This window comes from Thioclava sp. ISO4 (assembly GCF_058105145.1).
Genome location: NZ_CM176571.1, coordinates 1529714 through 1543711 on the forward strand (window position 1 = coordinate 1529714; position 13998 = coordinate 1543711).

General features: G+C 65.1%; 13 protein-coding genes. 6 read left to right on the plus strand and 7 right to left on the minus strand.

Going from position 1 to position 13998, the window contains the following annotated elements:
• Positions 1–6: 6 nt before the first annotated feature.
• The gene (gene ilvD / locus AC2TZ7_RS07715) at positions 7–1842 is read right to left on the minus strand and encodes a dihydroxy-acid dehydratase (RefSeq protein ID WP_134331738.1); all 1836 of its coding nucleotides are present in this window, start codon (positions 1840–1842) and stop codon (positions 7–9) included.
• 227 nt (positions 1843–2069) lie between these two features.
• Between ilvD and AC2TZ7_RS07720 the strand changes: the two genes are divergently transcribed.
• Both AC2TZ7_RS07720 and pdeM read left to right on the plus strand, forming a co-directional pair.
• Positions 2070–4475 carry a ligase-associated DNA damage response DEXH box helicase gene (locus tag AC2TZ7_RS07720; RefSeq protein WP_489866481.1) on the plus strand — a complete coding sequence of 802 codons (2406 nt, stop codon included), beginning with the start codon at positions 2070–2072 and terminating at the stop codon, positions 4473–4475.
• Entirely contained in the window at positions 4472–5119 is a 648-nt protein-coding gene (gene pdeM / locus AC2TZ7_RS07725; RefSeq protein WP_489866482.1) for a ligase-associated DNA damage response endonuclease PdeM, read from the plus strand. Before AC2TZ7_RS07720 ends, pdeM begins: the two co-directional genes overlap by 4 nt.
• Here pdeM and AC2TZ7_RS07730 read toward each other — a convergent pair.
• The 6 genes from AC2TZ7_RS07730 to AC2TZ7_RS07755 all read right to left on the minus strand — a co-directional run bounded on the left by AC2TZ7_RS07730 (position 5092) and on the right by AC2TZ7_RS07755 (position 10827).
• Entirely contained in the window at positions 5092–5595 is a 504-nt protein-coding gene (locus tag AC2TZ7_RS07730; RefSeq protein ID WP_489866483.1) for a gamma-glutamylcyclotransferase family protein, read from the minus strand. The genes pdeM and AC2TZ7_RS07730 overlap by 28 nt on opposite strands.
• On the minus strand, positions 5592–6443 hold the full coding sequence (locus tag AC2TZ7_RS07735) for an aldose 1-epimerase family protein (protein ID WP_489866484.1): 852 nt from the start codon (positions 6441–6443) through the stop codon (positions 5592–5594). The genes AC2TZ7_RS07730 and AC2TZ7_RS07735 overlap by 4 nt, the downstream gene beginning before the upstream one ends.
• A gap of 637 nt (positions 6444–7080) precedes the next feature.
• Positions 7081–7542, minus strand: coding sequence for a hypothetical protein (locus tag AC2TZ7_RS07740; RefSeq protein ID WP_489866485.1), 462 nt, complete (start codon positions 7540–7542; stop codon positions 7081–7083).
• Positions 7535–9490, minus strand: coding sequence for a DNA topoisomerase IV subunit B (gene parE, locus AC2TZ7_RS07745; RefSeq protein ID WP_489866486.1), 1956 nt, complete (start codon positions 9488–9490; stop codon positions 7535–7537). Before parE ends, AC2TZ7_RS07740 begins: the two co-directional genes overlap by 8 nt.
• Before the next feature lie 122 nt (positions 9491–9612).
• The gene (locus AC2TZ7_RS07750) at positions 9613–9954 is read right to left on the minus strand and encodes a hypothetical protein (RefSeq protein WP_489866487.1); all 342 of its coding nucleotides are present in this window, start codon (positions 9952–9954) and stop codon (positions 9613–9615) included.
• Positions 9955–10167: 213 nt separating this feature from the next.
• A complete protein-coding gene (locus tag AC2TZ7_RS07755) occupies positions 10168–10827 on the minus strand; it encodes a glutathione S-transferase family protein (protein ID WP_489866488.1) in 660 nt (219 codons plus the stop codon).
• 140 nt (positions 10828–10967) lie between these two features.
• On the opposite strand from AC2TZ7_RS07755, the gene ppk2 reads away from it, so the two are divergent.
• The 4 genes from ppk2 to AC2TZ7_RS07775 all read left to right on the plus strand — a co-directional run bounded on the left by ppk2 (position 10968) and on the right by AC2TZ7_RS07775 (position 13982).
• Positions 10968–11978 carry a polyphosphate kinase 2 gene (gene ppk2 / locus AC2TZ7_RS07760; RefSeq protein ID WP_489866489.1) on the plus strand — a complete coding sequence of 337 codons (1011 nt, stop codon included), beginning with the start codon at positions 10968–10970 and terminating at the stop codon, positions 11976–11978.
• 92 nt (positions 11979–12070) lie between these two features.
• The gene (locus tag AC2TZ7_RS07765) at positions 12071–12673 is read left to right on the plus strand and encodes an SAM-dependent methyltransferase (protein WP_489866490.1); all 603 of its coding nucleotides are present in this window, start codon (positions 12071–12073) and stop codon (positions 12671–12673) included.
• 262 nt (positions 12674–12935) lie between these two features.
• The gene (locus tag AC2TZ7_RS07770) at positions 12936–13379 is read left to right on the plus strand and encodes a c-type cytochrome (RefSeq protein ID WP_078519779.1); all 444 of its coding nucleotides are present in this window, start codon (positions 12936–12938) and stop codon (positions 13377–13379) included.
• A 6-nt stretch (positions 13380–13385) separates the two neighbouring features.
• A complete protein-coding gene (locus AC2TZ7_RS07775; RefSeq protein ID WP_489866491.1) occupies positions 13386–13982 on the plus strand; it encodes a cytochrome b/b6 domain-containing protein in 597 nt (198 codons plus the stop codon).
• The last annotated feature ends 16 nt before the right edge of the window (positions 13983–13998 follow it).

Below are 13998 nucleotides of genomic sequence, written 5' to 3' on the forward strand. Positions count from 1 at the left end.
AGCCGATCACTCGGGCAGGATGCGCACACCGCCCTTCGCCGCCGAGCTGGCCAGCAGCGCATAGGCCTTGAGCGCGGTCGAGACAGCCCGCTTGCGCGGCTCTGCCGGTTTCCACGGCAGCGGCCCCATCGCCTCGCGCCGCGCGGCCAGAACATTGTCGGCCACGGCGAGGTTGATCGTGCGGTTCGGGATGTCGATCTCGATGATATCGCCGGTCTCGACGAGGCCGATCGTACCGCCTTCTTCCGCTTCCGGGCTGACATGGCCGATGGAAAGCCCCGAAGTGCCGCCCGAGAAACGCCCGTCGGTCAGCAGCGCGCATTTCGCGCCGAGGCCCTTCGATTTGAGGTAGGAGGTCGGGTAGAGCATCTCCTGCATCCCCGGACCGCCGCGCGGGCCCTCGTAGCGGATGATGACCACCTCGCCCTCGACGACCTTGCCGGTGAGGATGCCCGACACCGCGTCGTCCTGGCTTTCAAACACTTTCGCGGGGCCCGAGAACTTCAGGATCGAGTCGTCGACGCCTGCGGTTTTCACGATGCAGCCCTGCTCGGCGATATTGCCGTAGAGAACAGCCAGACCGCCATCTTGCGAGAACGCATGTTCCGCGGTGCGGATCACGCCGTTTTCGCGGTCGCGGTCGAGCTCTTTGTAGCGGTTCTCGGTCGAGAAGGCCTGCGTCGTACGCACACCGCCCGGGGCCGCGCGGTAGAATTGGTCGGTGGCGTCGTCATTGGCGACCATCACGTCCCATTTCGACAGCGCCTCGGCCATCGTGTCTGAGTGCACGGTGCGCACATCCTGATGGATCAGACCGGCGCGGTTCATCTCGCCAAGGATGCCCATGATGCCGCCCGCGCGGTGCACGTCTTCCATGTGGACGTCTTGCTTCGCCGGCGCGACCTTGCAGAACACCGGAACCTTGCGGCTGAGGCGGTCGATATCTTCCATCGTGAAGTCGACCTTGCCCTCATGCGCAATCGCCAGCAGGTGCAGCACCGTGTTGGTGGACCCGCCCATCGCGATATCGAGGCTCATCGCGTTCTCGAAGGCCTCGAACGTCGCGATTTCGCGCGGCAGCAGGCCCTTGTCTTCCAGCTCGTAATGGCGGCGCGTGATCTCGACGATCTTGCGGCCCGCCTCGAGGAACAGCTCCTTGCGGTCGGCATGCGTCGCCAGCATCGAACCGTTGCCCGGCAGCGCCAGACCCAGCGCCTCGGCCAGACAGTTCATCGAGTTCGCGGTGAACATGCCCGAGCACGACCCGCAGGTCGGGCAGGCGGCCTTCTCGATCGCGAGCACGTCCTCGTCGGAATATTTGTCGTCGGCCGCAGCCACCATCGCATCGACCAGATCGAGGTCGTGACCGATGATCTCCGCGCCTTCCTTGCCGGCCTCCATCGGGCCGCCGGAAACGAAGATCACCGGGATGTTCAGGCGCATCGCAGCCATCATCATGCCGGGGGTGATCTTGTCGCAGTTCGAGATGCAGACCATCGCATCGGCGCAATGCGCGTTGACCATGTATTCCACGGAGTCCGCGATCACTTCGCGCGAGGGCAGCGAATAGAGCATCCCGTCATGGCCCATCGCGATCCCGTCATCGACGGCGATGGTGTTGAATTCCTTCGCGACACCGCCCGCGCTCTCGATCTCGCGCGCGACCATCTGGCCAAGGTCCTTGAGGTGGACGTGACCCGGCACGAATTGCGTGAAGGAGTTCACGACCGCGATGATCGGCTTGCCGAAGTCGTCATCGGTCATGCCGGTGGCGCGCCACAGACCGCGCGCACCCGCCATGTTGCGGCCATGGGTGGATCTACGGGAACGATAAAAGGCCATAAGTTTTCCGTTTCTGTCGCGCCCGAGGGGACTCGGGCAATTTCCTGTCGCGGGCCTGAATATAACATGGATCGCCCGATGAACAGTGGCGAGATCGCGCGGGTAGGCTGTGCGATGGTGCGAGATGTTGGGGGAGGGGCGGTAGGCGCGCGCTTGCGTCCGAGCCGCCCGTGCCAAGAGGTGCCGCAAAGCTTGCGCATCCGCTCCTCACGCCTACCTTTCACGCGATGCCCGACACCGCCGCCACGCCCCTCCTGCCGCAACGCTTCGCCGACTGGTTCGCCAGCCGCGGTTGGCAGCCTCACAGGCATCAGCTCGACGTGCTGGCCGCGCGCGAAGATACGCTGCTGATCGCGCCGACCGGGGGCGGCAAGACGCTGGCGGGGTTTCTGCCGTCGCTCGTCGATCTGGCCGAGGGACATGAGGGGCTGCACACGCTCTATGTCTCGCCGCTCAAGGCGCTGTCCAAGGACATCGCGCGTAACCTGCGCGCGCCGGTGGACGAGATCGGGCTGGACCTGCGGATCGAGGATCGCACCGGCGACACATCGGCCACGCAGCGCCGCCGCCAGCGGGTCGATCCACCGCAGATCCTGCTGACGACGCCGGAGAGCCTCGCGCTGATGCTGTCTTACCCGGAAGCGCCGAAGATCTTCGCAGGGGTGAAGCGCGTGGTGCTCGACGAGATCCACGCGCTGGCTGAAAGCAAACGCGGCGATCAGCTGATGCTGGGCGTCGCGCGGCTGCGCAGCCTGTCGCTGGACCTCACCGTTACCGGGCTCTCGGCCACGGTCGAGGCCCCGCAGGCGTTGGCCGAGTTCATGGGTGGCGCGCGGGTGATCATGGCCGACCCCGGCCCGCCCCCCGATATCGAGATGCTGCCGACCGAGCGCCCCGCACCTTGGGCGGGCGGTGGCGGACGGCATGCCGCGCGCGACGTGATGGCAGCGATCAAGGAGGCGCGGCTTAGCCTTGTCTTCCTGAATACCCGCGCGCAGGCGGAACTGTTCTTTCAGGCGCTCTGGGACGTGAACGACACCGCTCTGCCGATCGGGCTGCATCACGGCTCGCTGTCGCGCGAGGCCCGCCACAAGGTCGAGGAGGCGATGGCCAGCGGCGATTTGCGCGCGGTGGTCTGCACCGGCTCGCTCGATCTGGGGCTCGACTGGGGCGATGTCGACCTGGTGCTGCAGGTCGGCGCGCCGAAGAACGACAAACGCCTCATGCAGCGGATCGGGCGGGCCAATCACCGCTATGACGAGCCCTCGCGCGCGCGGATCGTGCCCGCGAACCGCTTCGAGATCGTTGAATGCGCCGCCGCCTTGGAGGCCGTGCGCGAGAACGATCTGGACGGCGGCGGGCGGCGCTGGCGTGGTCCGCTCGACGTGCTCTGCCAGCATATCCTGCTGACCGCCTGCGCCGGGCCGTTCGATGCAGATGCGCTTTATGCCGAGGTGCTGCGCGCGGGGCCCTACGCCCAGCTGCCGCGCGCCGATTTCGATGCCTGTCTGGAGTTCTGCGCCACCGGCGGCTACGCGCTGCGCGCCTATGACCGCTGGCAGCGGCTGTTGCAGCGCGACGGCAAATGGCAGCTGCGCGATCCGCGCGCGACCCGCGATCTGCGGATGAATATCGGCACGATCACCGAGACCGAGAAGCTGAAAGTCCGCCGCAAGTCCCGCCGCGGGGGCACGCCTCTGGGTGAGGTTGAGGAAGGCTTCGCCGCGTCGCTCACTCCCGGCGACACGTTCCTGATCGGCGGTCAGGTGGTGCGCTACGAGGGCCTGCGCGAGATGGTCGTCGAGGTCACGAATGCCGCCACGCGCGAGCCGAAGATCGCCGTCTTCTCGGGGCTGAAGATGGCGACCTCGCTGGAGTTGTCGCAGCGGGTCCAACGGCTGATCGCCTCGCCCGAGGACTGGGACCAGCTGCCGCCCGACACCCGCGATTGGCTGGCGCTGCAGCGTGAGATTTCCACGCTGCCCGCGCCCGGCACGCTGACCTGCGAGACCTTCCTGCGCGGCGGGCGTGCGTTCTTCTGCCTCTACGGGTTCGCCGGGCGCAACGCGCATCAGACGCTTGCGCTGCTTCTCACGCATCGGATGGAGCAGTCGGGGCTCGGGCCGCTGGGCTTCGTGGCGACCGATTACGCGCTGCTGATCTGGTCGATCGATCCGGTCGAAGACCCCGCGCCGCTGCTAACGGCCGATGGGCTGCGGGAAGGGCTGCGCGACTGGCTCGAGAGCAACGCGGTGATGAAGCGCGCCTTCCGCTCCATTGCCACGATCGCGGGCCTCATCCAGCGCAACCTGCCGGGGCAGCGCAAATCGGGAAAACAGGCGACGTTTTCGTCCGATATCCTCTATGACACGCTGCGCCGCTACGACCCCGATCACCTGCTCTTGCGCATCACCCGCGAGGAGGCGAGCCGCGGCCTCGTCGATTTCGAGCGGATCGAGGAGATGCTGGCCCAGGGGCAGAGAATCGTGCATATCCGCGCCCCGCATGTGACGCCGCTCGCCGCGCCTTTGCTGTTGGAACACGGGCAGGTCGGCATTCGCGGCGGCACGGGCGAAGCGCGACTGATGGAAGAAGAGGCGCAGGTAATGATGCGCGAGGCGGGGCTGGCATGAGAGAGATCACCTTCGCGGAGCAGCGGCTCATCGCGCACCCGTCGGGCGCGCTCTATTGGCCCGGCGAAGACGCGCTGATCGTGGCCGACCTTCACCTGGGCAAGTCCGAGCGGATGGCGCGGCGCGGCGGCGCGCTGTTGCCGCCTTTCGAGAGCCTCGACACGGTGATCCGGCTGGAGGCCGAGGTGCTGCGCCTCCGGCCTTCGCGGCTGATCAGCCTCGGCGATGCGTTCGACGACGATGCCGCGGCGGGAGAGATCGCGCCCGAGATCGCCGGGCGTCTGACCCGGATCGCGGCGCAGACCGAACTGCTATGGATCGCGGGAAATCACGACCCGATCGGCCTTGGGCAGACCGTGGAGGAGACGCAAATCGGCCCGCTCACCCTGCGCCATTTCGCAGGGCAGGGGCCGGACCTCTCTGGCCATTACCACCCGAAAGCCAAGATCGCGCGGCGGTCGCATCGGGCGTTTCTGGTGGGGGCCGATCACCTGATCCTGCCCGCCTTCGGCACCTATACCGGGGGGTTGGATTGCGACGGGCCGGAGCTGTCGTCGCTGGTCGGGGCAGGCATCGCCGTGCTGACCGGGCCGGGCATGCCGGTGCGCCCGATCGGTCAGAGCGCCGCGCGCCAGTCGCGATAGCCCGCGCGGACCAACGCCTCGCGGGCGGCGATGAAACCGGGGCTGTCAGGCTCGGGATCGGGGATCGGCGTGACGCCTGCCAGATCGTCCAGGCCCAGCCCATGCTCGCGCCGCCCCGCCCGGATCAGCGCCAGATACCATTCGAACGGCGCGATCCCGTCCCGGCGCTGCAAGGCGCGATAGGTGAAGGCGCGCTGGCCATCCTCGAGCACCAGCGCGATCTTCTCGTAATGCAGCCCCGCGCCTTCGGCAGCATCGAGCGCGGGAATGTCGGTCTCCGTGATCTCGAACAGCACCCCTTGGGTGCGCGTCGCGCTTTCGGTGATCGTGGCCTTCGCGCTCCCGTCGCGCCCGCGTTTCGAGAAATCGAGCGCATGTCCGGGAACCTCCGCCAACCCGAGCACGCGCGCCGAGGGGCAGCGCGCGGCAAGCCGCGAGGTCAGTAGGTTGGAGCCATAGGCGAGGTAGGGGATCATCCGCTCACCTGTAAGGTCATCGCGAATCTCTCCTGCGTGCCGGGCGGCAGCATCATGCTGTCGGGCCGCGCGGCCAGCTCCGCCCCGGCCCCTTCCGCGGCAGGCAGCCCGTGCCACGGTTCGATGCAAATGTACGGCGCACCGGGTTTCTGCCACAGCGCGAGATTGGGCAGGTTGGAAAAGCGGAAATCGAGCACCGGCGCCCCGTCGGCGCGGTAGCGCAGCCCGTCGCCCGCGCCTTCGGGGAAGATCATCGCATCGTCCTCATACTGCGCCGGATCGAGGGTCAGCGCCCCCGCCGTGAAGGGCGAGGGCATCCGCGTGCGCCCCAGCATCCCATCCGCGAGCCGCGCCAAGGCAGGCTCCGCCCCGTTACGCAGCTCGATCCGATGCGGGCCGGTCGCGCCGGGCAGCGGCCAGCGGAAGGCGGGATGAAAGCCGAAGGAAAACGGCATCTCCCGATCGCCCGTATTGCTGACCGTGGCGGTGACGCTCAGTTCCGCCCCCACGACCTCGTGGACGATCTCGAGACGGAAATCGAACGGATAGGCGGCCGTCTCCTGCGAGGGTTCGAGCAGATGGCAGCAGCGGCTTTGCGTGAGCTCGGTCACGCGGAAGGGCAGGCGGCGGGCGAAGCCGTGCTTGGTGATCGCGTGGGGCGTGCCGTCGATCGTCACCCCTTCGGGCGCGGGAAGGCCGACGATGGGGAACAGGATCGGGGCCTGCCCGCTCCACCAGGCCGGGTCCCCCTCCCAGAGCAGTTCCTGCCCCTGATAGCTCAGCCCCTGCATCTCGGCGCCCAGATCGGCGATAGTGACGCTGAGGCTTTGGGACGAAATCTGGGGCATGTGTCGGGATCCGGAGGTTGTGACGTGTCGCGCCTTGGTATCGCGGCGCCGGCGATGATCCAAGCCCGTGTCCGTTTGGTGCCGGGTGAGGAGGGCGGCGCCGGGAACAGCGGCCTTCCAGTGGAAGGACGCCCCGGCGAACGCCCGGAGCGCGAGCGAAGGGCCGGACGGGCGCGTGTGGCGAGCGATGAGGGCAGCGCCCGACCCTTGGGGTGAGCCGCGTCTCGGAAGGCTTCCAGTGGAAGCCTTCAGCGGCGAACGCGCCGCGCGTCGCGGCGCAGGGGGCGCTTCGCTGTCGTTTGGTTTGGGCGGTTTATCTCGCAAGCCCGGAGGACGGGGAGACTGTGAGCTGCATCGCCAATGCGTCCTCTCGGGGGGAGGGGCAGCCGGGAAGAGCGGCCTTCCAGTGGAAGGACGCCCGGCGAACGCCTGGAGCGCGCGCGGAGGGCCGGACGGGCGCGTGTGATGAGAGATGAGGGCAGCGCCCGACCCTGGGCGGGCGCTGTGCTGTCGTCTGGTTTGGGCGGTTTATCTTGCAAGCCCGACGGACGGGGAGGCTGTGAGCTGCATCGCCAATGCGCCCTCCCGGGGGGAGGGTCGGGCGCTGCCCGGGCTGGTCGCCCGGGCCGAACGATAATTATTCTATGTCGCTGAAGGATAGGTATGGCATGAACTTCTTGAAGATCTCGTCAAGCTGATTTGTAAGCCAGCTGAGTTCGTCGTACTCTCCGTCGATATGTTTTGAACGCTCTTCGCCGGGCTCTAAGCCCTCATGTTTTCTGCCGTGCATTCTCATATTGATCGCACGTGTTCGAATTTCTTCGAGGTAATCGCTCAGTTCTTTTCCGAGAAGAAATCTCGCGCGTTGGCACGTGTCGAAGTAGCGCGCCAGCTCATCATCGGGGACCTTCGCGGCACTCAAGATCACAGAAAGAAAAGCCTGTGTTTCTTTGAAGATGTCCCAGCGGCGATCAAAGAGCTTCTCGCGCAGTGCCGCGCGGTTCACCCGCCACTGTTGCCAAGCCACATAGGCAACGATCCCTGCGATCAAGGTTGGACCGAGCGCCTTGAGGTACTCGGTCCAATGCAGGTCAAACATCCAGCTCCTCCACGAACTGCGCGTTCTCCTGAATATACTGGAACCGCAGTTCGGGCTTCTTGCCCATCAACCTTTCCACCAGATCGCCGGTCTCGTTCGGCTCGTCGTCGTGGATCGTGACCCGGATCAGCTTGCGCGTGTCGGGGTGCATCGTGGTTTCTTTCAGGTCCTTCGCGTCCATCTCGCCCAGACCCTTGAAGCGCTGCACGTCGATCTTGCCTTTGCCGCCCAGACCTTTCTCAAGCATCGCGTCCTTCTCGGCGTCGTCGGCCACGTAGATACGCTTGGCGCCCTGGGTCAGGCGATAGAGCGGCGGGCAGGCTAGATAGAGATGCCCCTGATCGATCATCGGGCGCATCTGGGTGAAGAAGAAGGTCATCAGGAGCGAGGCGATGTGGGCTCCGTCCACGTCCGCGTCGGTCATGATGATGATCTTGTCGTAGCGCAGATCGTCGACGTTGAACTTGGTGCCGAGGCCCACGCCGAGCGCCTGCGTCAGATCGTTGATCTCCTGGTTCGAGCCGAGCTTGGAGCTTGCCGCGCCCAGCACGTTGAGGATCTTGCCGCGCAGGGGCAGCAGCGCCTGGTTCTTGCGGTCGCGCGCCATCTTGGCCGAGCCGCCTGCCGAGTCGCCCTCGACGATGAACAGCTCCGTGCCCGAGCGGTTCGTGGCCGAGCAGTCGACCAGCTTGCCGGGCAGGCGCAGCCGCTTGGTGGCCGATTTGCGCTGGGTCTCTTTCTCCTGCCGGCGCTTGAGACGTTCTTCGGCGCGCAGCACGAGGAAATCGAGGATCGCGCCTGCGGATTTCGTGTCCGAGGCCAGCCAGTTGTCGAAGTGGTCGCGTACCGCGCCCTCGACCAGACGCTGCGCCTCGACGGTGGCGAGACGGTCCTTGGTCTGGCCCACGAATTCCGGCTCGCGGATGAAACACGAGACCAGCGCGCAGCCGCCGGTGATCAGGTCGTCGCGGGTGATCTGCGCGGCCTTCTTGTTGTTCACCAGTTCGCCATAGGCGCGGATGCCCTTGAGGATCGCCGACCAGAAGCCCGCCTCGTGGGTGCCGCCCTCGGGGGTGGGCACGGTGTTACAGTAGGACTGGATGAAGCCGTCGCGCGAGGGCGTCCAGTTGATCGCCCATTCGACCGAGCCCGGCACGTTGAACTTCTCGCGGAACTCGACCTTGCCGGAGAAGGGGCGGTCGGCATAGGTGCTCGCGCCGCTGAGCGTCTCGGTCAGGTAATCGGCGAGGCCGCCGGGGAAGTGGAAGGTTGCCTCGGTCGGGGTCTCGCCGTCATCGATCTCGGACTTCCAGCGAATCTCCACGCCCGAGAAGAGATACGCTTTCGAGCGCACCATCTTCAGCAGGCGCGCCGGCTTGAAACGGTGATGGCCGAAGATCTGCTCGTCGGCATGGAAGGTGACGGTGGTGCCGCGACGGTTCGGCGCCGCGCCGGTCTTTTCGACCGGACCTTCGGGGATGCCGCGCGAGAAGCGCTGTTCATACAGCTCCTTGTTCTTCGCGACCTGCACCACCATCAGATCCGATAGCGCGTTCACGACCGAGGCGCCCACCCCGTGCAGACCGCCCGAGGTCTCGTAGGCGTCGCCCGAGAATTTGCCGCCTGCGTGCAGCGTGCAGAGGATGACTTCAAGCGCGGATTTGCCGGGGAATTTCGGGTGCGGGTCGATCGGGATGCCGCGCCCGTTGTCGCGGATGACGACGGAATGGTCCTCGAGCAGTTCGACCTCGATGCGGTTGGCGTGACCGGCCACCGCTTCGTCCATCGAGTTGTCGAGCACCTCGGCCACCATGTGATGCAGCGCGCGCTCATCCGTGCCGCCGATATACATGCCGGGGCGTTTTCGCACGGGTTCGAGACCTTCGAGCACCTCGATCGAGGAGGCGTCATAGGAATCGGTCTGGGGCGTCAGAAGATCGTCGGCCATGCTGCTCGCTTTCTCTTGTAGTTTTCTAAACAAGAGATACCGCAGGTTGGGGCGGAGGAGCAAGAACACCCCACCGCCCCGATCCGCTTCGAAAGCCCCACACCCCCGAAAACGTCCGGCCCTTACGCGACGCGCGCCATGAGCAGCATCGACCCCACCGCCATCGCGATACCGAAGACTTCCCGCAAGGCGATTTTTTCGCCGAACAGGACGACCCCCATCGTCACCAGAGCCATCAATGTGAAAAGCGCCGGGGCCACGCCCGTTTGTGCCAGCGACACATGCCGCATAGCCAGGACCCAACCTGCTGCCGAAGCGGCGTAAAGCACGCAACCTAGGAAGACAGACGGCGAATGCAGCGCGTGGCCCTTCTCACCGGCAGATTTCAGAACGAAATCACCCGCGATCACGATCAGCGTCGCACCCAAACACAGGCTGTATCCAAGCAAAGCAGACATGGTCACCTCGAACCCTCTTCACCCCGACAAAATGACGTAAGGGAAGCTGCATTGCTAAGAAGAATTCACCCCGCTGCGGAAAACCCGACCACTTGGTCAGGGAGACCTGACTGAAAGGCGAAGTTGGATTGAGCGCCTGCCCATCGCTTGAGCAGACCGCACAGCCGTGATGTCTTCGCTTATAACTTTCGAACTATGCGCGGCGCGGAGTTCGCCGAATCAAAACGCCTCGGCTTCGCGCTTCTCCCACATCGCCTGGAAGGCTTTCCGACCCTGGCACAGCTTGATCCAGCTTTGCAGGCGCGGGTAGGGGGCGAGGAAATCCGGGTGGTCCTGCCCGTAGCGCAGAACCTCCGCGAGATTGAGATCGGTCACGGTGAACCGGCCGCCCACGATATGGCTATGCGTCTCGAGATGGGTCTCGAGCGTGGTCAGCGGCCGGGCGAGCTTCGAGCAGAGAGACGCGATCTCAGCCTTGCCCTCGGGCGTGTCCTGCTCCTTGCGGCGATAGACGAAGCTGAGGGCGAGCGCGTCGGTCTCGATCCAGGTCGCGGCGAAGAGCGCCCATTGCTCCATTTGCGACAGTTCGCGCTCGTGCGCAGGGGCGAGCGGCCCGCCCGCCTTGCGTGCGAGATGCAGGTTGATCGCAAGCGACTCCGTCAAGATCAGCCCGTCTTCCTCCAGCACCGGGATCGCGCCCATCGGCGAGAGCTTGCGAAACTCGGGCGAGCGGGTGTTGAGCGGCACCTCCGGCGCGAGCGGATCGGAGAAGCGGTTCGCCTGCACGACTCGGCGCAGACGGAACGGCATGCCCAGCTCCTCGAGCAACCACAGCGCCCGGCTCGCCCGCGAATGATAGTTGCCATAGATCGTGATCATGTCCGTTCCTTCGCTTCGCTCGATTTTTGTGGCGTTTTTGCCGCCGGAGGCCCAGCAGACACGGGTTTTTGATGCGTATCAAGGCACATCACGCGGGATTGCGCGATGCTCCGCAAGGTTCAGCCAACGGAGGGATAAGCATGAAAGATCAGGTCACGACCGAACAGGATAAGGCCGCCAAATCCGCGACTGCGAAGCTGCCGGTCGACGGACCTTCCGTTGCGGCGGAGACGGTGCCCGCGGGCGTCGATGTCTCGCTGAAAGAGGCGGGGCCGACACAGTTTCCGCGCGTCGATCCCAGCGCGGTCCGGCTGGCCTTCGAGACCGGCAAATATCCCTATCGTCGGAAGATGGCGCGGCCCGCCTACGAGGCGGAGAAGGCGCAGCTTCAGGCCGAGTTGCTAAAGGTCCAGAAATGGGCGCAGGAGAGCGGCGAGAAATTCGTGATCCTCTTCGAGGGCCGCGACGCGGCGGGGAAGGGCGGCACGATCAAGCGCTTTACCGAACATCTCAACCCGCGCTTCGCCCGGGTCGTGGCGCTCAACAAGCCCTCCGAGGCCGAGCAGGGCCAGTGGTATTTCCAGCGCTATGTCGAGCATCTGCCGACCGCGGGCGAGATGACCTTCTATGATCGCAGCTGGTATAACCGCGCGGGCGTGGAGCGCGTGATGGGGTTCTGTAAACCCAACGATTACCTCGAATTCATGCGCCAGACCCCGGAATTGGAGCGGATGTTCGTCCGCTCGGGGATCCGTCTGTACAAATACTGGTTCTCGGTCACCCGCGAGGAGCAGCGCCGTCGCTTCAAATCGCGCGAAACGGATCCGCTCAAGCGCTGGAAGCTGTCGCCGATCGATCTGGCGAGCTTGGATCGCTGGGACGATTACACCGAGGCGAAAGAGGCGATGTTCTTCTACACCGACACCGCCGATGCGCCGTGGACCATCGTGAAGTCGAACGACAAGAAGCGCGCGCGGCTGAACTGCATGAAGCATTTCCTGTCGACGCTGGACTATCCCGATAAGGACCCTTTGATCGCAACGCCGCCCGATCCGCTGATCGTGGGCCATGCGAGCCATGTCGTGCATTCGTCCGAGCATATTCTTGGCGCATCTCTTCATCCCGATCAGCGCCGCGTGACCAAATCCTGAGCATGTGATCGCCGATGGCGATTTCGGTGACCGGTGGGGCTTGCCCCTCCGCCGGTTGCATTCCATGTGAAGGGTAACAACCGGAGGAGAGTATGGGCTGGAACGAAAGATTCGCCGGAGGCGAGTATCTCTATGGCACGACCCCGGCGGATTTCGTGGCACGTCAGGCGTGGCGTCTCGCTCCGGGAGCGCGGCTTCTGAGCATCGCCGACGGCGAAGGCCGCAACGGCACCTATCTCGCCAGCCTCGGAGTGCAGGTCACGGCTCTCGAGCCGTCGGAAAACGCGCGCCGCAAGGCCGCTGAACTGGCGCAGGAGCGGGGCGTGTCGATGCAGACGATCGACGCCGACCTGCGCGGCTATGACTGGCCGCGCGGAGAATATGACGCCGTTCTCGCCTGTTTCATCCAATTCGCCGATACCGCGTTTCGGGCGGAGATTTTCGACGGCATCGCGACCGCGCTCAAGCCGGGCGGGCTCGCATTGATCCACGGCTTCGCGCGCCGCCAGCCGCGCTACGGCACGGGCGGACCGGGGGTCGTGGAGCAGCTCTACGATCTCGATCTCCTGCGCGACGCCTTCCCGCGCTGGGAGGTGCTGCATCAGGCCGATTACGATGCCGATCTCGACGAGGGCGCGGGCCATTCCGGCCGCGCGGCGCTGATCGATTTCGTCGCCCGCAAACCCGAGCGGTGATTCCGCAGATTTCGGCATAAAGTCAGGGTTTCGCGCGGCTTATACGCCGTGTGCCTGACGTTCCGTCGCGATTTAAGTGCGTTTTCTAGGCGATTTGCGCGTTCGATCGGCAATAGGCCGGAACCTGCCCAAGACCCCGTGCGTCCCTATAGCCCCAGTAGGGAAAATGTGTGCCTGCGCACAGAGGAGTGTCTTCGCAACTGCACGAATGCGTGTAACATCAAACCGGTACGTTTCTTGCCATCGCAGATTGGAGTTCCACATGCGTAAGCCTCTCCTCGCCCTGACCTTCACCCTCGCCGCCAGCGCCGCCTTTGCGCAGTCGCCCAAAGACGCTGTCGAAGCGCGCCAAGGCTTCTTCGATTTGCTCGGTGCCCAGATGGCCGTGCTCGCGCCGATGGCGCAGGGTAAGATGGACTTCGACGCCGCGAAGGCTCAGACCGCCGCCAACAACATCGCAGCCCTCGCGAAGGTCGACATCTCGCCGCTCTTCGTCGAAGGCACCTCGGTCGACGACATGATGGAGACCCACGCGAAGTCGGAAATCTGGTCGAACATGGACCTGTTCATGGAAAAGGCGGACGCCCTCCATCAGGCCGCGGCGGAGATGCCCGATGCGGCAGGCAGCCTCGAGACGCTGCAGCCGGCGGTCGGCAAGCTCGGCGGCACCTGCAAGAGCTGCCACGACGAGTTCCGTTCGAAGTAACGCAGAATGAAAGACACCGCCGCCTCCCCCGCGAAGAAAACCGTCACGGTCTGGGACCCTGTCGTGCGTCTGTTCCACTGGCTTCTGGTGCTGGCCTTTGCCGCCGCCTGGGGTCTCGGGGAATGGGGGCCGAACCAGATGACGTGGCATTTCTATGCTGGCTACGCGATCGCGGGGCTACTGGCGGTGCGTCTTATCTGGGGGTTCGTGGGGTCGCGCACGGCGCGGTTCTCGCAGTTCCTCTATGGGCCCAAGGAGGTGGCGAATTATCTTCGCCACCTGCCATCCAAGGAAAGCTCCAGCCATGTCGGGCATAATCCGCTGGGCGGCTGGTCGGTTCTCGTCATGCTCGCGCTGCTGAGCGTGCAGGTCGTAACCGGGCTGACCTCCGATCCGCAGGATTACATCAACGTCGGTCCCCTTGCGGGCTCCGTGCCCGACAGCATCAGCACGAGCTGGGCGCCGAAAATCCACGAATTTGTGGCGACCCTGCTGCTGATCGTCGTGGGTATCCATATCGCGGCCATCGTCTATTACCGGACGTGGAAGGGCGTGAACCTCGTGAAGCCGATGATCACGGGTAAGAAAGAAGTGGGCGAGTAACCGCTCTCTTGACCGC